Genomic DNA, 21,088 nt, shown 5'->3' with positions numbered 1-21,088 from the left:
GGCTATCGTGATGCACATCTCGCATGAATGGTAGCTTTAGTGGGGCACAATAAAAACCACGCTGCAGTAATTTTCTGGTCTTTAGGAAATGAAGCCGGTAATGGAAAGCCATTTTTTGATCTTTAAAACCGGGAAAAAACGAGATACAATTTGCCCGTACAATATGAAACAGGCTCACCTGAAAGATCAGAATACCGATCATTATTATTTATTTAACTTCCTTAATGCCTTAGATATCATGGTGCAAAACGAGTCATAGCATTTCGCTACGACTCGTTTTCAGAAGTTTCTACCTTACCAAGGTTACCTGGTATCTGTATTTCTCATTAAAGCACTGCCTTTTAGGTTTCTAACCGCAAATGTACCCATAATCAAGGTCCAGGTTAATAAAGGTAGAAGCCTGCTCCAGTCATGAATCTTCGTTGGAATGAATTTTTTTAATCCAACGCTTTTAATATCTGTAGAGGCGATGTCTTTTTCCTGAAAGATACTGGGGTAGAAGTGCAGGCGAATTTTTTCATGATTATCTCTTACCTTTTGTTGAAATTCGAGGTGTGCACTCAAGTCAGATCCGGCCAGCTCATTTACCGCCAGCTGGGTTTGAATGGTCGGAAAAAACAGTGCAGCTATGTTGGTGAAATGCTGACGGGATGCTAATTTACGAGCTACTGCCAACCGGCTTTTTATCGCCTGGTCATCACCCATTTGCTGCATGCCATAATACCAGAACCAGCTAAAAGTTTTATCGGCCGGAAAAGGATATTTCTTTAACTGCGGATAGTGTTCAAAAAAGGGTTTCATGGTAACTTCCTTTGGCATATCCCACTTTTCATGATAACCCTCGCGCTGGTTAATTACATTCTGTAGCGCTTCAGGCACGCCATATTTTTGGGTTAGAAAAAGATTTAAAGATGCAGGTATCACAATGCAAATGGCTACCCAGATGGCTACCAGAGCGGATGCATTATAGCTGGAAGAACGCCCTAATGAAACGATAAAGATTGAAACCGCAAACCAGAAAGCCAGGTATAGGATGATTAATCCCGTAACGGCTGCCAGGGTGGAATCTAAAGGTAGATGCAAATAAATAACCGCTGCGGTAAGCAGTAAAAAGGCTACTGCAAAAACAGCTGCTATCCTAATCAGAAATTTTCGCCAGATCACTTTTGTCAGTGCATTGGTTTGCGATTTAAGTAAGGACCATATGCCACTTTCCTGCAGTTCTGAAATGAGGTTGTAAGTGAAAGCAATAATCACAAGGGGAAACAAAAACAGGTACACAAAGCTCAGGTCCATATTGCCTAAAAGCATGCTTACCGGATTGGTGATATCGGTATCATAAAGCTGTCCTTCTATGCCCAGCATCGTTACTGATATTAGATAAGGATTCACATCCCGCTGACCGTTCGCGAAGGCTGCCCATCGATCCGGTAAATTGGCAGTAGAGAATTTGTTATGGAAGAAAATCAACCCGATGTCCTTGTTAAAATGCTTGATATTGTCAAGCGTGTTTTTCTTTTGCAATACGGCTGCCTTTTCAATTACTGACTGCTGGTTGGCAATAAACGTTTTTCCAAAATATAATCCGGCAACGCCGGTTAGCAGCAATACCAAAATGCCTATCCAGGCCGAACGATTTCTGAAGAAAAGTTTAAATTCTAAAATGGAGGTGCTTTTTTTCATAATGATGTTAGATGGTTTTAAGCCATTTAGATGAATATTGGAGAAAGAACAGAATGGTAATGAACCAAACGAACAAAGCCACCAGCGATAGCAGTTCATGGGTTAAAACATGACTCAAATGATCAAATTTATAATTGAAATCAGGTTGTTCTGCCCAGTTGGATTTACTGATAGACAATGGCTTTTCATGTTCACCAGGTGCATGGTTACTAATTTTATCGATTTGAAGTTTGTTCATTTTCTGCGCCAATCCATACCGGTAAGCCTCAGCCTGGTTCTGGAAATCAACATAAGTTTTAAAATCCGATGCCGTTAGGGCCATAGAAATTTGTTTCAGTGATAAATAAGGGTTGAACAAACCGGCAAATACGGTAAAGCTGTTTTGCTTATCGAAGGTATTATTCAGCTGCCGCTGATGATCGCTGTAAATGCCCGAAGTAATTCTTTCGCCTTCTGCCATAATATAACCGCCATAATTAAAGGGCAGTTTTTTCACATCATCAACCTGATACTTCTGCAATAACGAATCTTTAATGGCTGCAAAATGCGGATCATTCGGGTCGTGGCTATCACCTTGTTTTTGAATATCCGAAGATATGGCATCCGCAAATTCAATTTTGGAAGGAGTGGGGTGAATTTTGGTACCAATGGCCTGAATGATTCTCGGCATTAAGATGACGAAAAATATCCAGCAGGATAGTAAGGTAATCAATGCGGTTTTAGAGCTTCGCTGAAAGGCAGAAACCAATATGGTCAGGGCAGAAACAATGAAAAAGTAAATGGAATAGCTTAAAATTAAAATCACCAGCCGAAGCGTTGCATCTAAACTGATTTGCCAGTTACTTAATGATGCCCAAAGCAAAATCGTCAACAGAATGAGCGGGATAAAAATGGTAAGGACTACGCCAATGATGCCCAGTGTTTTACCCCAAAGCAGTTTTTTCCAGCTGACGTTCTGACAAAGCAAAATTTTCAGGGTTCCCGATTCACGCTCCGCAGAAATACTATTGTAGCCCAGAAAAAAGATGAGCAGCGGAACCAGTAATTGCAATACCATCGCAATACTGATCTCTCCAAAGCGCAGCATTCCGTTCGAAAAACCGGCCTCACTGAAATTTACTGTATTTTGCTTATGTGCTTCCAGAAAAATAGAAACACCGGCAAAGCTTTCAATCCCAAAGTCGAAGAAACTCAGTTCATGTTTTTCACGAAAAGCAAGATAGCCATAATGTGCCATCCGGTGTGGATGTTTATCCGGTTTAGCCAGCCACTGTGCCCTGACCATATTTTTATAGTAGAGCCGTTGATTATTTTGTGTTTTAAAATTCTGCCAGCCTACATAGGTAGCCAGGCCAAGCGAAAGTCCCAGCAAAATGGTCAGCACTAACGTAGCTTTATTCCCAAAGGTTGATTTGTAGGTTTGTTTGGCAATGGTTAAAGTGATATTTGGCATTAGATTCTGTAGGTTACATTAAACATGACATTTCTTGGCGTACCAGGGAAAAGGCGCAGGTAATTCTGGGCACCCACCCAATAAGTTTTATTGAAGATGTTATTGATATTCATGGCCAACTGAACTCTTGATGCTGCCGGGCTGTAATAAATGGCGGCATCAGCTACGGTATAGGCAGGCAGCGTAAAATCTCTGATATACAGGGGAAGTTTATTACCGCTGTATTGTAATCCTGCGCCAATTCCTACTCCCTTTAAAAGCCTGTTTTCGAGGTTGTAACGCGTCCATAAGCTGGCACTGTGTTTAGGTGTATTTTGCACACGCTGGCCGATGATCAATGGATCAAGATCTTCGGTTACAATGGCATCAACATAACTATAGCCGATGTTAAATTGCCAGTTTGGCCTGATAAAGCCAGAAGATTCTACCTCAATTCCCCTGCTTCGCTGCGCACCCCGTTCAATTAAGCGATTTACATCAAAAGGATCATTGGCATTCATCAACAGGTTTTTCTGGTTAATTTCAAACAGGGAAACATTAACCATCAGATTGCCCCCAAGCCATTCAGATTTGGCACCCAATTCTTTCAGGTTACTTTCAAGGGGTTTAAAATTGGAACCAGCCGGCGGCGGAACAATAACCAGACTGGATGTGTTTCCTTGTGGCTGGTACCCCTGAAGATAGGTTCCGTAAATGTTGATGTGTGAATTTACCGCATAGGTAATGCCAAGCCTTGGCAACAACTTGTGCCGGCTGATTTTACTTTCATTTGAAAGCTGGTAATTGGCGTAATCTTCGTACCATTCCTGTCTGAGTCCTAATGTTAAAGTTAACTGATCATATTTGATCTGATCCTGAAGATAAATGCCATTAATGAGGTAATAGGTTGGGGCAATTTCTACTTTAGAGAAGACATAATCATTCAGGTTTTTCAGGGTATAAGATGGATTGGCGAGGTTAAAATGTTCCACATTAGGAACCGGTGCATTCACGCCATTTACCACCTTAAATTGATAAAGGTCTTTTTTAGTTACATCATACCGGGTTGCAATGGTACCGTCTTTCAAGCGATAGCCCTGAGCCGTATTGATCCCACCACCTCTTAATTTTTGATTCACAATGTGGTCGTAACCCACTACAATCTTATGTGCTAACCCAAAAGTACGGGTATTGATAGCCAGATAAGTACTGAGATTATCGGTGGCAAATTTTTGCTGACGCTGAACAGCAATCATGCCGGCCAGACTGCGGATGGGCTGGTTATTTTCATCAACTGCAAAGGCATTGTTGGTACGGTGCTCCACTAAATCCTCGCTCCAGTTTTGTTTCATACAAGCCATGTTGAAAGAAATGTCTTTTGAAATTTTATGCGAGAAATTAGCCATCAGCATCAGGTCTTGCGTATTGAACTTATCATTACTGGCCCCCAGGTTAAAATGGATAGGAGTACTGTTCAGATCCGTCTTACCGGCTATTGCACCAAAAATAGGCTGGCCGCGATCCAATCTCGAATTACTGTTGTTCATCACCACTTCTACATTTAAGCTGGTTTTATCGTTAGGAATGTAAGAGAAGGATGGTGCAATAATGTACCCCTTTCTAAATTGCAGGTCCCTAAAGCTTTTGCTATCTTCATAACCTAAATTCAGGCGGTAGAGCAAGGTTTTTTCAGCGTTTAAAGGACCGGTAAAATCCAGTGCGCCACGAACGGTACTGAAGCTTCCGCCAGAGATGCTGATTTCTTTCCGGTCTTCACTTAAAGGTTTTTTAGTAACCAGATTGATACTTCCACCCGGATCAACACTGGAGAATGTGGCACTTGCCGGGCCTTTAATGACCTCAATTCTTTCTAGGTTATTGGTTAGTGGCTGGTTAAAATAATTTTGGCGGGTGCGCATCCCGTTGATGATTGTTCCTTCTTCGTTCTGGTTAATACCACGAATAGAAAACTGATTGTAAAAACTACTTTGCGACACACTGGTTACATTTTTAACCGCATCGGAAAGCACGGCAGCCTGTCTGTCGGCAATCAATTCTTTTGATATGGATGAAATGGCCTGTGGAATATCCTTATTCAAGGTAGCCGTTTTAGTTGCCGAAAAGGAATAGTTACCGTAATACTTTTTGGCATTGGTACCTACCACTTCTACCGTTTGCAATTCTTCATTCGCTGGTGTTAAAACGATAGGGTCTAATTTTAAACCATCAGAACTATTGAGGAAATAATTCTGCGAAAAGCTACTGTAGCCTACTGCACTCACCGTAATCGTATAATTGGCTGGTTTTGGCAGGATAATGGAAAAAAATCCTGCTGAATCGCTGCTGAGATTTAACTGGTCTTTACCGCTTTTGAACCTGATGGTCGCTTTGTTGATTCCTTTGCCTTGCAGGTCATTGACCTTCCCGGTAACCTGAACCTGTGCGGTGGCAGCTAGGGTTATAATATTGAAAAATAAAAAAAAGGATATTAACCGCCATATCTGACGGGGTTTATTGATTTGATCCATTAAAACGTTGTTATTAAATGGTTTGTAAGTATAATTCCTGAAGATCTGAAGCTGAAATTTCACTGGCTTTTAAGGTGTGAATCAGTTCGCCTTGTTTCATAATGCCAATATGTGTGCCTAAGCTTACCGCATTGAAAATATCATGCGTGGCCATCAGGATGGATTTACCTTCCGATGCAAGTTTTTTAACCAGTTCGGTAAATTCTGCTGTAGCTTTAGGATCGAGTCCGCTGGTGGGTTCATCCATGAGAATGATCTTTGCATTTTTAGCCACGGCAATGGCAATGCCTACTTTCTGGCGCATGCCCTTGCTAAATCCTGCCAGGTGTTTGTGGTGGGCGGTAGATTGCAAACCACAATTGGTTAAAAACTGAATTAATTCCTGCTCACGATAATCGAACCCCGCCAGTTTAGAAAAGTAATCCAGGTTTTCTATGGCAGAGAGATTTCCGTAAAGCATCACTACTTCCGGGATATAGGCAAGGTGTTTTCGACGTTGATGATCATCCACAGAAACCTCTTCATTGTCAATTAAAATTTTTCCGTTACTGGGTGCTATAAAGCCCAGAAATAAGTTTATGGTGGTCGTTTTACCGGCACCGTTCTGCCCCAGCAGGCAGTATACCTCACCCTGATTAACAGTGAGGTTTAATTGATTAAGGGCTTGATATGATCCGTAATTTTTGGATAATGCAATGGCTTGAAGCATAAAAATCAAATATAAATGAGTACTGTAGGCCCTTGCAGGCTTACAATGGATAGAAAATTAATGATATTAAAGTATACTCCTGAACAGGCGTATTAAGCGATAAAGCTGGGCGGACCTTTATTGGCCGCTGAAAGAATATAAGTAACAGGATGTCTCCTGGAATACCTGAAATGAAAATCTGAAGCCATTTCCTGCTTCACAACAGTAACATCAGGTTGTGTTAAAGTGCAGTCATGCCCCTGCTGCTTCAGCATCTCACAAAGTTTACAGTTGATTTTATAGGCTTTGAATTGAGTGGATGACTGTGTCTGTTCGTAAGCCGAATGGCGGTAATAAGCGGCATCCGGTTCATGATGGTGAAGTGCCTGGATCAGCAGGGCACTGGCAAATAATATCAATAACAGAAATGCCCTGATCTGGGTAAACTCTTTTTTACGATATAATTTTATTGCCTTTTCCAATTGCAACAAAGATACATTTATGCCAAAACTTTTAGTATGTTTTTTTATTTTTTTGTTAAAACCCGAATGATAAGGTTTCAATCCGCATGTATGTGGGAAAAAAAACTTGAGCCTTGATTAATTCAATGACCTGAAATTGAATACATGGCGCTACGTTTCTGGTGCATGAAATTTGGAAACTGACCAATTAACAACCTTAAATTTATGGTTATACCGGATTGAAAAACCTTTTCTGTTTCCGCACTGTTTTAAAGTTTTCTAATCACCATCCACTATTGCGGAATAGTGGGAACATTTATAAATACATGCCTCATGGGACTGAAACAATACGAAGCCAAGCGCAATTTCAATAAAACGGCAGAGCCTAAATCAGGGAAAAGCAGAGATAAAAACAAATTACAGTTTGTGATTCAAAAACATGATGCTACCCGTTTACATTATGATTTCCGTTTAGAAATGGATGGGGTATTAAAAAGCTGGGCTGTGCCGAAAGGTCCGTCAACCGATCCTAAAAACAAGCGGTTAGCCATGATGGTTGAAGATCATCCTTTTGATTATAAAGATTTTGAAGGCATCATTCCGAAAGGCGAATATGGCGGCGGAACAGTAATTGTATGGGATGAAGGAACCTATGAACCGATAGAAACAATCAAAGGAAAAAAAGCGCAGGAAAAGCATCTGTTAGAACAACTGGAAGCGGGTTCCGTTAAAATCAAACTTAACGGGCAAAAACTCAAAGGCGAATTTGCCTTGGTGAAAACAAAAGGCATGGGTGAAAACGGCTGGCTCCTGATTAAGCATAAAGACGACTTTGCCAGTACCAAAGATATTACCAGGCAGGATAAATCGGTACTGTCCGGAAAAACCGTCCATGCGATGGAAAAATCATCAGAAAAGGTTTGGAAGGACGGCAAAGAACAGGAGGTAAAGGTTAAGAAAAAAGCCCCGGCAGAACAAATCAGTGCTAAAGCAGAAACCATTGGTGATCAGGAAGTGGTTGACGTAAAGAAACTATTGAAAAAAGCACCAAAAACAGCCATTCCAACCGCTATAAAGCCTATGCTGGCTACATTGGTTGATGAACCTTTTGATGATGAGGGTTGGCAATACGAAGTAAAGTGGGATGGATACAGGGCGCTGGCCGCTATAAATAAAGGGAAAGTGGAACTGTTTTCCAGAAACAACAAATCTTTCAATGATAAATTTTATCCCATTTATGATTTACTTGGCAAATGGAAAATCAATGCCTTAATTGACGGCGAAATACTCGTGTTAAATGAAAAGGGCATCTCGAAGTTTGGATCTTTGCAAAACTGGCGTAGTGAAGCAGATGGTGAACTCATTTTTTATGTGTTTGATTTATTGTGGTATGATGGTAAGAACCTGATGGAGCTTCCCTTGTTTCAGCGGCAGGCCATTTTAAATGAAGTGCTGCCTGCTAACGATGATCGGGTACGTTTGGGCAAAGTGTTTAAGGCCAGTGGAATTGATTTTTTTGCAGCGGCAAAAAAGATGGGACTGGAAGGTATCATCGCAAAAAAAACAAACAGTACCTATCTTTCTGACCGGAGATCGAAAGAATGGTTAAAGATTAAGGTCAGCAAAAGGCAGGAAGTGATTATTGCCGGATTTACCAAAAATGAAGATACTTCAAAAGCATTTAGTTCCCTGTTGCTCGGTGTGTATGACAATGGGAAACTGCAATATGTTGGCAAGGTTGGAACGGGGTTTTCTGATCAGCAACAAAAAGACATGATCAGGCAGTTTGAGCCCTTAATCATCACTAAAAGTCCTTTTGATGAATTGCCTGATGTAAATAAACCTTCACGTTTCAGGCCAAATCCGCCAAAGGCAAAGGCCACCTGGCTAAAACCAGAGCTGGTATGTGAGGTGGCTTTTACCGAAGTGACGGATGATGGCGTATTCAGGCATCCATCTTTCCGGGGTATGCGTGAAGATAAAAAAGCGAAAGATATTATTCGCGAAGAAGAGATCGCTACAGAAGAGATTATCGGCGGTAAAGCCCCTGAAATTGAAAAGCATAGCGCAGCTATCAAAGCACCTCAACACAGCGGGCACAAAACATTACTCAATCCGAAAGAACAAACACAGGTTCGAAAAATAAAAGGTCATGAATTAAAGTTTACCAATCTGAGCAAAGTTTACTGGCCTGATGATCAGGTAACCAAAAGGGATATGTTCAACTATTATTATCAGGTAGCTGATTACATTTTACCTTATCTGAAAGACCGCCCGCAATCCTTAAACCGTTTTCCAGGGGGCATCAATGGGAAGAGTTTTTACCAGAAGGATGTGAAAGGGAAGGCACCTGAATGGGCCAAAACTTTCCCATATGAAAATGGCGAAGGTGAGAAAAAGGAATATCTGGTGGGTACTGATGAAGCTTCCCTGCTGTGGATGGCGGGTTTAGGCTGTATTGAAATGAACCCCTGGTTCAGCAGGGTTCAGAAACCCGATTATCCTGATTACTGTGTGATTGATCTTGATCCGGATCAGCATTCATTTGATCAGGTGGTGGAAGCCGCGCAGGTAACGAAAGAAATCCTCGATGCCATAGATGTTCCTTCTTATTGTAAAACATCAGGGTCTACCGGAATGCACATTTACATTCCCCTAAATGCCAAATATAATTACGATCAAAGCCAGATGTTTGCGAAAATGGTAGTCAGCCTGGTTCAAAAGCAGATCCCAGACTATACTTCGCTGGAAAGAATGATTCCGGCCAGGAAGGGAAAAATGTACCTGGACTTTCTTCAGAATCGCCCGGGTGCTACCATTGCCGGACCATATTCCCTTCGGCCAAAACCCGGTGCCACTGTTTCAATGCCCTTACACTGGGAAGAAGTGAAAAAAGGTTTAAAAATGAAAGATTTCAATATTTTTAATGCGATGGATCGTTTAAAAGATGAGGGAGATTTGTTTAAAGGTGTTTTAGGAAAGGGAATTGATTTAAAAAAGGCTGTAAATAAAGCAAAGACTGTCTTCGGATAGAAAAGAATACCCATACATTTCTATATTTGAAAAAAAATTGAATAAATGATTGCACACCATGTTTTATTTTGGCTTAAAGCCGATATGACCGAAACGGAGAAAGCCGCTTTCCGTAAGAGTTTAGACACCCTTGAACAAATTGAAGAAGTAAAAACTTTTCATTTGGGTACACCGGCACCTATTGAACGTGCGGTGGTAGATAGCAGTTATACATTTAGTTTACTGTTGCTCTTTGAAGATCTGGCCGGCCATGATGTTTATCAGGTCCATCCGCTGCACAAAGCCTTTCTGGATGAATTTAAAGTATATTTTGAAAAGGTAATCATTTACGATGCTAACTAAATCATATTAGAATTAAATGCCGGCACGATCCGGCATTTTTTATGAACAGGGATGAGTGGAATTTGACCTTAAATTTATGACATTTTATTTGGAATTATTCTAAATAGTGTGATATTTGCTTGCAATCATAATTTAATTTGAAAATTGATGTGTAAAACAACTATCCTCGCTCATAATGAAAATATCACGATTGCTCAATGCAATAATTGTAAGGTGCTTAATATCTGGCGTGCGGGTGTACTGATGAATTTTTCATTTGAACAGTTTAATGCCTTTTGCACGGCTACCAAAAAATTATGCTTCGATGATTATCTCGAAAGTCGCCCCGATGGCAAAGAAGTCGTCATTCTGTCAACACCTTTTCCTGATATCAGCCTGGTGTTTACCCGGGAAGAATGGCAGGAATTTTTTATTAAAATTGATGAAGCCTTGTATATGAAAAGGATTTATGAATTGGTATATTATTAAATCATTTTGCCAGAAAACGCACTGCTGGTATATTTTTTTCAGTTGAAATCCGGATGCATTTACTTTCCGTAAGTAAAAAAAAACGCGATCATGGAAAAATATGCTACACAAATTAAAAGGGCATCTGTCAGCAGGCATCAGCTGGAAAAGATAAAGGTAGGTGATTTTGTAGCGGATGAGTTCGGCAAATCAGGAAAGGTTTGTGAAATTGAAAAAATCCACTACAGTTACGAATTGCATTACTATTTTCATTTAGGCAAATCCGGAACCATCCTGGTGATCATTTAAATCATAAACATTTTTGGTTTAATTGTGCTACAAACATCTGCTTTAGCTATATTGTAGCATCATTATCAGTTTTTATGCCTTCAAAACAGGATCATTTCTATTCTAATCTGGTCATTAATAAGTTAAATTTAAGCAGGTTACTGCTGAGGAGAAAGTTGTTTAAGGATATTCCTGAGGATTGGTGTGTGATCATAACGGATATAAAAAGCTCTACACAAGCCGTAAATTCCGGTTTGCATGAAGAGGTGAACCTTGTGGCAACCGGCAGCATTGTAACCGTACTCAACATCGCATATAAAGCCGGTATTTTAATTCCATTCTTTTTTGGTGGTGACGGCGCTACCTTCATTGTGCCATCCAGTATCATAGAAAAGTGCATGAAAGCCTTATTAAAGTACCGTGCCAGTACAATGGATAATTTCAGACTGGAGTTAAGGGTGGGTATGATCAGGGTTAAGGAAATTTACCATCAGGGCCATTCGCTTAAAATCAGCAGGCTGAACAGTGGTGAAACATTTTCCATTCCGATTATCTTAGGTGATGGACTGGAGTATGCCGAGAAAATGATCAAGGGTGATGATTATTTGTTTTCAGATCACGACAGTAGCGATGAAGAAATTGATTTAACAGGTATGCAGTGCCGCTGGGACAAAATCCTTCCCCCGGAACATAGTGATGAAGTGGTCACACTGATTGCCGTTGCTAGTGACATGAATAAACAAGCTGAAGTGTTTAGTAAGGTTATTCATCGCCTGGATCAGATTTACGGTTCTCCTGAAAAGCGCAAACCCATATCTATCCCCAAACTGGTATTCAAAACCTCTTTCAATAATCTGGGCAGGGAAATGCGGCATCGTTTAGGTAAAATAAAATGGCTGGAACTGGTTAAAAACTGGTTCGTAAATATGTATGCCTTTGTGTATTTCAGAACGGACAGCGGAAAAAAATACCTGCAGCAACTGGTTGAAATGTCTGATACACTGGTAATAGACGGCCGGATCAATACCGTAATTACCGGGACAGAAAAACAGCGTTTGGCCTTACAGAAGGCCCTTCAGCATTTAGAAGATACCGGAGAAATATCTTTTGGTATCTATGTCAGCGGCGAATCTGTCATGTCTTGTTATGTGCGTGATTTTGAAGATGAGCATATTCATTTTGTGGATGGGGCAGACGGTGGTTATACCAAAGCCGCCGGAATTTTAAAGCAGAAATTAAGGGAAAAACAGGTTTAAGAATCCCTGTTCTGTAATTTAAGATTCATGAAATCAAATTACAGCACACAAAATTCAGAGATGAAGTGTTCATTTAACATGAGTATTTCATCCATCAACCCCGTTAATGGGCAGGTCATAAAAACATATCAGGAAGATACTCCTGAAATCATCAATAAAAAAATTGAACAGGTTCATGAATCCTGGATTGCTTATCGGCAGACGGATTTTGAATATAGGGCAAATTTTTTGCTTAAAATAGCCGGCCTGTTAAAAGAACGACAGGATGAACTCGCTACGCTGATGGCTTTGGAAATGGGTAAACCATTAAATGCTGGTTTGGCTGAAGTGCTCAAGTGTGCATCAGTTTGTGAATACTATGCAGCAAATGGTGCCAGCTTTCTGGCAGATCGGCACGTTGAAACCAATGCCAGTAAAAGCTTCATTAGTTTTCAACCCATTGGAATCGTTTTGGCTGTCATGCCCTGGAATTTTCCTTTCTGGCAGGTTTTCAGGTTTCTGGCCCCGGCCTTGATGGCCGGCAATTGTGGCGTTTTAAAGCATGCTTCAAGTGTAACGGGCTGCGCGTTAGCCATTGAAAAACTGGTGGAAGATGCCAGCTTTCATGCCCATGTATTTAAAACTTTAATATGTGGAAGTAAAACTGTTTCAGGGGTGATTGCCCATCCGCTGGTTAAAGCCGTTACCTTAACCGGAAGTACAGAAGCTGGTCAAAAAGTGGCAGAACAGGCTGGAAGCTTAATCAAAAAAACAGTTCTGGAACTTGGCGGAAGCGATCCTTACCTCATTCTGGCCGATGCTGATTTAAAAGAAGCCGCAAAAGTTTGTGCCGAATCCCGTTTAATTAATAATGGCCAAAGCTGTATTGCGGCTAAGCGCTTTATTGTGGTAAAGGAAGTGGAAACTGAATTTACAGCACATTTAAAAGCAGCTATGGCGGCTAAAAAAACTGGTGATCCCCTTCATGAAACAACTGAACTTGGTCCGATGGCAAAAGTGTCGCTCCGGGATGAGCTGCATGAGCAGGTGTTAAAAACCATTGCTCAGGGTGCAACTTGTATCCTGGGTGGTGAAATTCCTGCATCTAAAGGTGATCACGCCTTCTATCAACCTACCATTTTAACCGGTGTAAAAAAAGGAATGCTGGCTTATGACGAGGAAATCTTCGGTCCCGTTGCGGCGGTAATTTCTGCGGAAGATGTGGCCGATGCCGTTCGCATTGCTAATGATACACCCTTTGGCTTAGGGGCTGCTGTTTTTACATCTAATCTTGTGTTGGCTGAAGATATTGCTAAAAACCAGCTACAGGCGGGATCTTGTTTTGTGAATGAAGGTGTAAAATCAGACCCTGCATTGCCTTTCGGAGGGATCAATCAATCCGGGTATGGCCGCGAACTGAGCCTGTTCGGAATTCATGAATTTGTAAATGTTAAAACCGTATATATTAAATAATTGCCTATGAAAGCGATCAGAATCCACGAATTCGGTGGTCCGGATGTATTGTCAATTGATGAAATTCCGGTACCACAGCCGGAAAAAGATGAAGTGTTAATCAGGGTACACGCCACCAGCGTAAATCCTGTCGACTGGAAAATAAGAGAAGGATACCGTAAGGAAAAGTTTCCTTCAAAACTACCTTTAACCCTGGGTTGGGATGTTTCAGGTGTAATTGAAGCTCTTGGAGACAAAGTGGGGCATTTCAGAAAGGGAGATGAGGTTTATGGCCGGCCGGATCCGACAAAAAATGGGGCTTATGCCGAATATATTGTGGTAAAAGCAAATCTGCTGAGTATTAAGCCGATCAGTATTGGCCATACCGAAGCGGCAGCTGTTCCTCTGGCAGGTTTAACCGCCTGGCAGGGTTTATTTGACCACGGACTTTTAAAAGAAGGACAAAAGGTTTTGATTCATGCAGCTGCTGGAGGCGTTGGAACTTATGCCGTGCAGTTTGCGAAGAATAAAGGTGCTTATGTAATTGGAACAGCTTCTGATCAGAACATCGATTTTCTGAAGAGGTTGGGTGCAGATGAAGTGATCGACTATAACATGGAAAGCTTTGAAAATATCCTTCATGATATAGATTTGGTATTGGATACCATCGGTGGTGATACACAACTTAAATCTATTGATGTCTTAAAGCCTGGTGGCCGGCTCATAACTACACTAGCCCCCGAATTTGTAAATGAAGCAAAAGCAAAGAATATTCATTTGAGCAGTTATATGGCCCAATCCATTCCGAAACAACTGGAAGAAATTGCGCAATTAATTGATGCCGGTAAGGTTAAGCCTGTTATTGACCAGGTACTGCCATTTACGGAGGCACGAAAAGCACACCTCAGCAATGAACAGGGGCATACCCGCGGTAAAATCGTACTGCAGGTGATTTAATGTTGAACAGGCCGCATTTATAAATTGCCGATTAAGCAATTTCTTCAGTGGTGATGTTTACCGATTGAGGCTGAATAATGACGAATTTAACAAGTTCATATTCAGCCTTAATTCTTTCCCTTATTCTATCTATTGCCCCGGTTAATTCTTCAGTATCCAGTTCAGGCCTGAAAGTTAAAACCAATACCAGTAAAACTTCTTTTGGAGACTGATAAGTAGACAAAATACTTTTTACTGCCATAACATCAGGATCACTTTCCGTTAAATCTTTTAGTTTTTGCTGAGTTTCTGGACTTAATCCTTCACCCATTAATAAACTTCTGCTTTCCCTGGCTAAAATAAAGGAGACAAAGATCAGTAGAAGGCCAACTAAAACAGATGCCAGGCCATCTAAAAAAGGCATGTTGAGGTGATGGCTTAATACCATCATCACAAAAACAATCAACAGTCCCAATACAGCTGCACCATCTTCAAAAAGTACCAGAAATCCGGAAGGATCTTTACTTTTGATCATAGCTTTCCACCAGGGCAAACCTTTACGGGTTTGGTTAAATTCTTTAATAGCAACGAGAAGTGAGGCACCCTCAAATACAAATGATAGGGCCAGGACAGCATAATTCCAGCCGGGATTCACAAGCGTTTCCGGATAGCGGATATGGGTAATGCCCTGCGAAACTGATAATACACCTCCCAGGCCAAAAATCATGATGGAGACGATAAAGGACCAGAAATAGAGTTCTTTTCCGTAGCCAAAGGGCCGGTACTGATCTGCTGGTTTTATACTGCGCTTTAAACCGTAGAGCAGCAGCAGCTGATTGCTGGTATCAACCGTGGAGTGAATGCCTTCCGCAATCATAGAAGAACTATTGGTAAATGCGCCTGCAATAAATTTGGTAACGGCAATTAATAAGTTGGCTGCAAGTGCACTGTATATCGATTTGTTGGCTTTGGCCATAGTCAGAATTTGTAAATGATATACCTTTAACCAAATCCGCCGTTTTTAGTTTGCTCAGGCAATAATAAACACCAGGATCATCATAAACTGACATGAACCTGGTTTATTTTTGAAATCTTAAGCCAGCAGTTGATCAATAAGATTAAGCTCTTCAGCACTGAAACGCGTAAAGTCTAAAGCCGGGAGTGCATCTGTAATCTGTTCAGGCTTGCTGGCGCCGATTAAAACAGTGGTAATCCGCTGGTCTTTTAAAATCCACGAAAGTGCCATTTGCGATAATTTTTGTCCGCGTGAGCGGGCAACTTCATTCAGCTTGCTGATCACTTCAATTTTTTCTGGCGTGATCTGACTTTCTTTTAAAAATATACCACTGGTCGCCACCCTTGAGTCTGCAGGGATTCCATGCAGGTATTTATCCGTGAGTAAACCCTGTGCCAGGGGAGAAAATGGAATGCAACCTACACCGTTTTCTTCCAGCACATCCAGTAAACCACCTTCTACCCACCGTTCAAACATCGAATATTTTGGCTGATGGATTAAGCAGGGCGTACCATTTTCTTTCAGTATTTTGATGGCTTTCTCTGCTTCATGTGCCTTGTAATTGGAAATCCCTACATATAATGCTTTTCCCTGCTGCACCATTAAGCTCAAGGTATCCATCGTTTCTTCAAGTGGTGTCTCCGGATCAGGTCGATGGTGGTAAAAGATATCTACATAATCCAGTTTCATGCGTTTCAAACTTTGATCCAGGCTGGAAACCAGATACTTTTTTGAGCCCCAATCGCCGTAAGGACCATCCCACATGGTGTAACCAGCCTTGCTCGAGATGATCATTTCATCGCGGTAACCCTGAAAGTTTTCCTGCAGTATTTTTCCGAAAACTTCTTCGGCAGAGCCAGGGGGCGGACCATAATTGTTGGCAAGGTCGAAATGGGTGATGCCATGATTGAAAGCTGTAAAGATCAGGTTCCGGCTGTTTTCAAAATCGTTAACATGGCCGAAATTATGCCAGAGCCCAAGTGATATGGCCGGTAATTTTAAACCGCTATGGCCACAGCGGTTATATTTCATTTTGTTATACCGGTCGGGAGAGATGCTATGGTTCATGTAATAGAGTGGTTGATGTATTTAAGTATGGATTGATAAACCACCGGGATTAAAATAATTGATTTAATGCAGGATCATGATAATCCTCAATAAATGCAATGATATTCTGGTAGGCCGAAAACTCTTCTGCACCATGCATGGTGGCTAAGGCGATGCACTTCATTCCTGCATGTTGTGCCGCTTCAACACCTTTCGGAGCATCCTCAAAAACAATACAGTTTTCGGGCAGAACGCCCAGTATGTTTGCGCCCTTGCTAAAGGTTTCAGGATCTGGTTTGCTGTTTTTTACATCTTCTGCACTTACGATGGCATCAAAGTAAGTGCGAACATTTAAGTTATCCAGTACGAAATTGATGTTAAATGGAATAGCCGCCGAACCAATCGCCATGACAATGCCGGATTGTTTTGCACGATCCAGAAAAGCATTTAAGCCGGGAATTAAGGTCAGGTGTTCTTTGTATGCCGCTTGATAACGGCGCTCTTTTTCAATGGAGATCTGGTCTATCTGTTCCTGAGAAAAATGTCCGACGCCAAAAACCCGCTCCAGCAGGTCCTGGTTTTTTCCGTACATCTGTTTTTTTACGGCTGCAAAACTAATGTTTGCACCCAAATCATTGGTCAGAATATCGTGCCAGGCATGGTTATGATAGGCCATGTCGTCAATCATTGTCCCATTTAAATCAAATAGAAATGCTTTAGGTTTTGTATCCATCATAAACACAAAAATATCAGATTTTTTTACAATAGGTTATCTTCTTTATCTGTTTTGTTAAACCTTCTCCACAGGTTTATTCCGGAAATAGAAATAACATAAAGGGAATAAGCAGATGATTCCCAGTAAAAAGCCGCCGATGGTATCAGTGAACCAATGTGCACCAAGATAAATTCTGGAAGGTGCAATCATCAGTACCAGAAACACAGAAATACCTGTAATGAAGTTTCTGGTAACTAGAGGGATTTGCTTTAATGTTCGCATTAAAATAATCAGAAATCCAAAAAATAGTACATAAGAAAGTACATGGCCACTGGGATAACTCTGAAACCGGTTCACTTCAACCAGCCTGATATAAAAAGTTGTTGGACGTGGGCGGTTAACTAAATTTTTCACCCCGAGAATAATCAGGCCGGAAAATAACACCATGGCAATGTAAAAGGCCTCACGCCTGAACTTCTGCCAGTAAAATATCCCGGCAACCAGCAGTACAGAGAGCAGGGAATAGGGAAGTTCGCCGAAGAAACTAATGGCCAGCATCAGCTGATCCATCCAGCCCGACTGCAATTTTTGAATAAATAAAGAAACTTTAATATCAAAAGGAAGAATGGGATGCTCCGCAATAAATACGCTTAATGTTGAAAACATCAGGATCAGGAGAACGAGTATGGATAAAAGAATGGTAGGTTTAAACCTCATTTGCTGCTGTTGTTGAATTTTCAAAACTATCAAATTATCACATAGGTCTGTAATTTTTCATCAATAATTTATTGTACCATTTTCTTTAAATGGATACACCCGAGTAATGAGGAGGATTAATCCTGTCATTATTGCTTTATATCCTGCAATAAGGTGTGTTCATATAATATGTATGAGAATCATCATTGGATTTTTAATCTTTACAGTTCAAAGCGCAAATTTTTCATTATATCATTTCGTCTTTTCTTTTAGCTAATGCATCAGGCATCAGTGCTAATCAAATTTATATATTAAGTTCGCTCTGCCGAATAGTTCTTCCTTTTCAATGGGAAGGTACTATTCGGCTATTTTAGCAGGAAAAGAAAATTTATGAAGAAGTGTGATAGTCTGGTTGATAATTATCTTATGAATAATACCGCGTTAAACAGAAGTACAGATAAATAGGCATGCTGCCCTCTGATTTAAGGCAGATTATTTGATGACAATTTGTTTAGGATCTGTTACTACAATTTGTGGTTTACCTTTAAATTCGCTAACGATGCCGGTAATGCAAACATTATTCCCTAAATACATGCTGGCTGGTTCGGAGGTAAATTTACTTTCGTCGGCTTTGTTAATCACCACCGTAATGAATTCTTTTGGAAAGGCACCACCAAGATTAATCAGGGTTAATTTATCCAGTGTTTTGGTGGTATAAACAGAATCGCAAATGGTAACGGTTTTTCCGATATACTGGCCCACATCTTTGGCCAGAATTAAAGTCTGACTTTTTGCAAAATAAAACAAGAACATCATTGCCGTTAAAAGCATGTACTTTTTCATAGGATGTGATTTACAAAACCAATCGGGATGATTAGGGTTGAGCAGCACAAATATAGTCAACAGGGTTTGCAAAAAACGAGTTTACTTTGTAACGCTTCAGATATAATGTTGCCGAAAACTAAAATAATATAAATCAGTGATGTAGCATCATTTATGTAAACAATTCATACATTCATTTGTATCTTTTAAAAATCTATTCAAACCCATTATCAAATAATAACAGATGAACAAATTATTTCTAAGTATTTTTCTGCTATCTGCCGGAATCGCAAATGCACAATTAAAAACAATTGAATATGCTGATGGCAGTCAGAAACTCCATGGAATGGTTACCGCCAATACCGGTAAAAAATTGCCTGGTGTATTAATCCTCCCTGCCTGGAAAGGAATAGACGAAGAAGCAAAAACAGCAGCTTTGGAATTACAGCAGCAAGGTTATATGGCCTTTATAGCCGATATTTATGGCGAAGGTAATATACCTAAAGACAATGCCGCTGCCGCACAACTTTCCGGCAAGTATAAGCAGGATTATCAGGCGTATCAGAAACGTATTTCCCTGGCGCTGGAAGAATTAAAAAAAGCCGGTGCACAGGCAGATAAACTGGCCGTAATCGGGTATTGCTTTGGTGGAGCAGGTGCGCTGGAAACTGCCCGCGCTGGTTTCCCGGTAGTGGGAGTGGTATCCATTCATGGAAGTTTGGGCAAAGCAGCCGATCGAAAAAATGGGGCTTTAACTGCAAAAATGTTAATTGAAAACCCGGCTGATGACCAAAGTGTAACGCCAGAAAATATGAGTATTTTGATAAAAGAAATGAATGATGGCAAAGCCGATTGGCAGATAATTACCTATGCCAATAGCAAACATACCTTTACCGATCCGAAATCTGCAGATTATAATGCAGTTATGGCTAAAAGGGCATGGAACCATACCCTGATGTTTTTAGGTGAATTACTTAAATAAATACTCCTTTGCTGTTTATGTCTTTGAAATGTCATCAGAAAGTTTTAGCTTGGATTTCCTAAACTTTTAAACCTATGGATGACAGAACCAATTTAATCATGGGAGTATTTTTGATACTCAGCTCACTGGGCGTATTTATTGAGATTTTCAGAGCAAAAAAAGCCGATAGGCGTTATTGAAAAAATAAAAAACAGCTGAATCATAAACTGAAATGTCATCCTGAGCCTGTTGAAGGACTTGTAAAATCTATTTAAAGGTTTTTCGACAAGCTCAACATGAAAATCTTAATTATTCATGATGATAAAGCCCTCTTTTTATGCAGCTGTATTTTAAAGGACTGATCTTATATCAAGGTGTTAAATTTCGATTCAATGTGTGCCCTTGCTTTTTTCTGAAATTCATCAGGTGTTTCACCAGTCTGCTTTTTAAAGAAACGACTAAAATAAGGGCGGTCGGAGAAACCTAAATCGTAGGCTATTTCCTTGATGGTTACTTCACTATGGATCATTCTTCTTTTGGCTTCCAGAATAATCCTGTCGTGAATGATTTGGGTACCTGTTTTATCTAACTTGTCTTTCAAAATCTGGTTTAACCGCTTCGAACTGATGCCCAGTTTTCCGGCATAAAAATCTATATTGGTAACCGTTAAGAAATTACTTTCCAGCAGCATTAAAAACTCATAAACCCTTTTCTGATGAACGTCATGGCTGGTAAATTCATGCTCTTTTACACTGATCAGTTTAAGCAGGAAAACTTTAAGTAAAGCTTTAAGCATCATGAAATGATTTCCTTCACGGTTATATTCTTCTTCCATAATTTGATAGATGGCACCCAATTCCTTTGAAGATGCAGCATCTAACCTTAAACAGGAAAACTCCCCCTGAACATTAAAAATTCTGAAAAGATCCAATAGAAAATCTTTGTCTTCTTCCTCCAGCATGGATCTTTTAAATGAAATCAGCTCACCATTTTTTCCGGCCTTGTTCAATTGGTGTACCCTGTAAGGCGGAATCAGGTAAATCCAATCGCCTTTAATGTTAAAGGTGGTATCAGACATGCTATGCAGCGGATCTTCATTTTTTAACCAGACCACTTCGAAAAAATCTTTCCGTCCCGGATCGTTCAGGTAACTGGGCGGACAATTATTCAGGTTTCGGATATACAGCAATGATTTTTCGAGCGGAGTTGGTGCAGCAACATTCATGTGTGCAAAGATAAGTGCTTACGATTTATGACCTTGGATAATCGACGCATAAAGGTGGACTATTCGGAAACACAGTCTTTTT

20 protein-coding genes are annotated in these 21,088 nt (G+C 40.5%); 9 read left to right on the top strand and 11 right to left on the bottom strand.

From position 1 onward, the window contains the following. Positions 1 to 27: 27 nt before the first annotated feature. Positions 28 to 126: a glycoside hydrolase family 2 TIM barrel-domain containing protein gene (locus OQX64_RS22545; protein ID WP_416240462.1), complete on the top strand. Its 99-nt coding sequence runs from the start codon at positions 28 to 30 to the stop codon at positions 124 to 126. Between the two features lie 177 nt (positions 127 to 303). Here OQX64_RS22545 and OQX64_RS07170 read toward each other — a convergent pair whose 3' ends face one another. The 5 genes from OQX64_RS07170 to OQX64_RS07150 form a co-directional block, all read right to left on the bottom strand. After that, positions 304 to 1,683, bottom strand: a complete 1,380-nt coding sequence (locus OQX64_RS07170; protein ID WP_265818212.1) for a DUF3526 domain-containing protein — start codon at positions 1,681 to 1,683, stop codon at positions 304 to 306. A 7-nt stretch (positions 1,684 to 1,690) separates the two neighbouring features. Next, positions 1,691 to 3,136, bottom strand: coding sequence for an ABC transporter permease (locus tag OQX64_RS07165; protein WP_265818211.1), 1,446 nt, complete (start codon positions 3,134 to 3,136; stop codon positions 1,691 to 1,693). Continuing rightward, on the bottom strand, positions 3,136 to 5,643 hold the full coding sequence (locus OQX64_RS07160; protein WP_265818210.1) for a TonB-dependent receptor: 2,508 nt from the start codon (positions 5,641 to 5,643) through the stop codon (positions 3,136 to 3,138). Before OQX64_RS07160 ends, OQX64_RS07165 begins: the two co-directional genes overlap by 1 nt. A 13-nt stretch (positions 5,644 to 5,656) precedes the next feature. Beyond that, positions 5,657 to 6,352: an ABC transporter ATP-binding protein gene (locus OQX64_RS07155; protein ID WP_088301502.1), complete on the bottom strand. Its 696-nt coding sequence runs from the start codon at positions 6,350 to 6,352 to the stop codon at positions 5,657 to 5,659. Positions 6,353 to 6,444: 92 nt separating this feature from the next. Then, on the bottom strand, positions 6,445 to 6,819 hold the full coding sequence (locus tag OQX64_RS07150) for a hypothetical protein (RefSeq protein WP_265818209.1): 375 nt from the start codon (positions 6,817 to 6,819) through the stop codon (positions 6,445 to 6,447). A 306-nt stretch (positions 6,820 to 7,125) separates the two neighbouring features. On the opposite strand from OQX64_RS07150, the gene ligD reads away from it, so the two are divergent. The 7 genes from ligD to OQX64_RS07115 all read left to right on the top strand — a co-directional run bounded on the left by ligD (position 7,126) and on the right by OQX64_RS07115 (position 14,546). Further along, positions 7,126 to 9,825 carry a DNA ligase D gene (ligD, locus tag OQX64_RS07145; protein ID WP_265818208.1) on the top strand — a complete coding sequence of 900 codons (2,700 nt, stop codon included), beginning with the start codon at positions 7,126 to 7,128 and terminating at the stop codon, positions 9,823 to 9,825. Positions 9,826 to 9,870: 45 nt separating this feature from the next. Further along, entirely contained in the window at positions 9,871 to 10,167 is a 297-nt protein-coding gene (locus OQX64_RS07140; protein ID WP_265818207.1) for a Dabb family protein, read from the top strand. 147 nt (positions 10,168 to 10,314) lie between these two features. Then, positions 10,315 to 10,635, top strand: coding sequence for a hypothetical protein (locus OQX64_RS07135; RefSeq protein ID WP_265818206.1), 321 nt, complete (start codon positions 10,315 to 10,317; stop codon positions 10,633 to 10,635). A gap of 90 nt (positions 10,636 to 10,725) precedes the next feature. Then, positions 10,726 to 10,923, top strand: coding sequence for a hypothetical protein (locus OQX64_RS07130; protein WP_088301497.1), 198 nt, complete (start codon positions 10,726 to 10,728; stop codon positions 10,921 to 10,923). A 74-nt stretch (positions 10,924 to 10,997) separates the two neighbouring features. After that, entirely contained in the window at positions 10,998 to 12,158 is a 1,161-nt protein-coding gene (locus tag OQX64_RS07125; RefSeq protein WP_265818205.1) for a DUF3095 family protein, read from the top strand. A gap of 27 nt (positions 12,159 to 12,185) precedes the next feature. Further along, positions 12,186 to 13,610, top strand: coding sequence for an NAD-dependent succinate-semialdehyde dehydrogenase (locus tag OQX64_RS07120; RefSeq protein ID WP_265818204.1), 1,425 nt, complete (start codon positions 12,186 to 12,188; stop codon positions 13,608 to 13,610). A gap of 6 nt (positions 13,611 to 13,616) precedes the next feature. Continuing rightward, entirely contained in the window at positions 13,617 to 14,546 is a 930-nt protein-coding gene (locus OQX64_RS07115; protein WP_088301495.1) for an NADP-dependent oxidoreductase, read from the top strand. 31 nt (positions 14,547 to 14,577) lie between these two features. Here the strand turns inward: OQX64_RS07115 and OQX64_RS07110 are convergent, their stop codons facing one another. From OQX64_RS07110 to OQX64_RS07090, 5 genes are all read right to left on the bottom strand, one after another. Further along, the gene (locus tag OQX64_RS07110) at positions 14,578 to 15,501 is read right to left on the bottom strand and encodes a cation diffusion facilitator family transporter (protein WP_265818203.1); all 924 of its coding nucleotides are present in this window, start codon (positions 15,499 to 15,501) and stop codon (positions 14,578 to 14,580) included. A gap of 117 nt (positions 15,502 to 15,618) precedes the next feature. Further along, the gene (mgrA, locus tag OQX64_RS07105; RefSeq protein ID WP_265818202.1) at positions 15,619 to 16,608 is read right to left on the bottom strand and encodes an L-glyceraldehyde 3-phosphate reductase; all 990 of its coding nucleotides are present in this window, start codon (positions 16,606 to 16,608) and stop codon (positions 15,619 to 15,621) included. A 49-nt stretch (positions 16,609 to 16,657) separates the two neighbouring features. Then, entirely contained in the window at positions 16,658 to 17,320 is a 663-nt protein-coding gene (locus tag OQX64_RS07100) for an HAD family hydrolase (RefSeq protein WP_416240469.1), read from the bottom strand. 57 nt (positions 17,321 to 17,377) lie between these two features. Then, positions 17,378 to 18,043, bottom strand: coding sequence for a phosphatase PAP2 family protein (locus tag OQX64_RS07095; protein ID WP_265818200.1), 666 nt, complete (start codon positions 18,041 to 18,043; stop codon positions 17,378 to 17,380). Between the two features lie 447 nt (positions 18,044 to 18,490). Next, positions 18,491 to 18,841 carry a hypothetical protein gene (locus OQX64_RS07090; protein ID WP_265818199.1) on the bottom strand — a complete coding sequence of 117 codons (351 nt, stop codon included), beginning with the start codon at positions 18,839 to 18,841 and terminating at the stop codon, positions 18,491 to 18,493. 223 nt (positions 18,842 to 19,064) lie between these two features. Between OQX64_RS07090 and OQX64_RS07085 the strand changes: the two genes are divergently transcribed. Further along, on the top strand, positions 19,065 to 19,802 hold the full coding sequence (locus OQX64_RS07085; protein WP_265818198.1) for a dienelactone hydrolase family protein: 738 nt from the start codon (positions 19,065 to 19,067) through the stop codon (positions 19,800 to 19,802). A 343-nt stretch (positions 19,803 to 20,145) separates the two neighbouring features. Here the strand turns inward: OQX64_RS07085 and OQX64_RS07080 are convergent, their stop codons facing one another. Further along, positions 20,146 to 21,006, bottom strand: coding sequence for a helix-turn-helix domain-containing protein (locus tag OQX64_RS07080; protein WP_088301489.1), 861 nt, complete (start codon positions 21,004 to 21,006; stop codon positions 20,146 to 20,148). Positions 21,007 to 21,088: the final 82 nt, after the last annotated feature.

This window comes from Pedobacter sp. GR22-10, from assembly GCF_026239715.1.
Taxonomy (GTDB): domain Bacteria; phylum Bacteroidota; class Bacteroidia; order Sphingobacteriales; family Sphingobacteriaceae; genus Pedobacter.
This window is presented reverse-complemented; position numbering and strand designations above follow the sequence as displayed.

Bases quoted from the DNA above. Each gene is read 5' to 3' on its own strand.
- OQX64_RS07165 (WP_265818211.1), bottom strand. From the start codon at position 3,136: ATGCCAAATATCACTTTAACCATTGCCAAACAAACCTACAAATCAACC.
- OQX64_RS07115 (WP_088301495.1), top strand. From the start codon at position 13,617: ATGAAAGCGATCAGAATCCACGAATTCGGTGGTCCGGATGTATTGTCA.
- ligD (WP_265818208.1), top strand. From the start codon at position 7,126: ATGGGACTGAAACAATACGAAGCCAAGCGCAATTTCAATAAAACGGCA.
- OQX64_RS07160 (WP_265818210.1), bottom strand. From the start codon at position 5,643: ATGGATCAAATCAATAAACCCCGTCAGATATGGCGGTTAATATCCTTT.
- mgrA (WP_265818202.1), bottom strand. From the start codon at position 16,608: ATGAACCATAGCATCTCTCCCGACCGGTATAACAAAATGAAATATAAC.
- OQX64_RS07085 (WP_265818198.1), top strand. From the start codon at position 19,065: ATGAACAAATTATTTCTAAGTATTTTTCTGCTATCTGCCGGAATCGCA.
- OQX64_RS07090 (WP_265818199.1), bottom strand. From the start codon at position 18,841: ATGAAAAAGTACATGCTTTTAACGGCAATGATGTTCTTGTTTTATTTT.
- OQX64_RS07120 (WP_265818204.1), top strand. From the start codon at position 12,186: ATGAAATCAAATTACAGCACACAAAATTCAGAGATGAAGTGTTCATTT.
- OQX64_RS07100 (WP_416240469.1), bottom strand. From the start codon at position 17,320: ATGGATACAAAACCTAAAGCATTTCTATTTGATTTAAATGGGACAATG.
- OQX64_RS07125 (WP_265818205.1), top strand. From the start codon at position 10,998: ATGCCTTCAAAACAGGATCATTTCTATTCTAATCTGGTCATTAATAAG.
- OQX64_RS07110 (WP_265818203.1), bottom strand. From the start codon at position 15,501: ATGGCCAAAGCCAACAAATCGATATACAGTGCACTTGCAGCCAACTTA.
- OQX64_RS07170 (WP_265818212.1), bottom strand. From the start codon at position 1,683: ATGAAAAAAAGCACCTCCATTTTAGAATTTAAACTTTTCTTCAGAAAT.
- OQX64_RS22545 (WP_416240462.1), top strand. From the start codon at position 28: ATGGTAGCTTTAGTGGGGCACAATAAAAACCACGCTGCAGTAATTTTC.
- OQX64_RS07155 (WP_088301502.1), bottom strand. From the start codon at position 6,352: ATGCTTCAAGCCATTGCATTATCCAAAAATTACGGATCATATCAAGCC.
- OQX64_RS07140 (WP_265818207.1), top strand. From the start codon at position 9,871: ATGATTGCACACCATGTTTTATTTTGGCTTAAAGCCGATATGACCGAA.
- OQX64_RS07080 (WP_088301489.1), bottom strand. From the start codon at position 21,006: ATGAATGTTGCTGCACCAACTCCGCTCGAAAAATCATTGCTGTATATC.
- OQX64_RS07130 (WP_088301497.1), top strand. From the start codon at position 10,726: ATGGAAAAATATGCTACACAAATTAAAAGGGCATCTGTCAGCAGGCAT.
- OQX64_RS07135 (WP_265818206.1), top strand. From the start codon at position 10,315: ATGTGTAAAACAACTATCCTCGCTCATAATGAAAATATCACGATTGCT.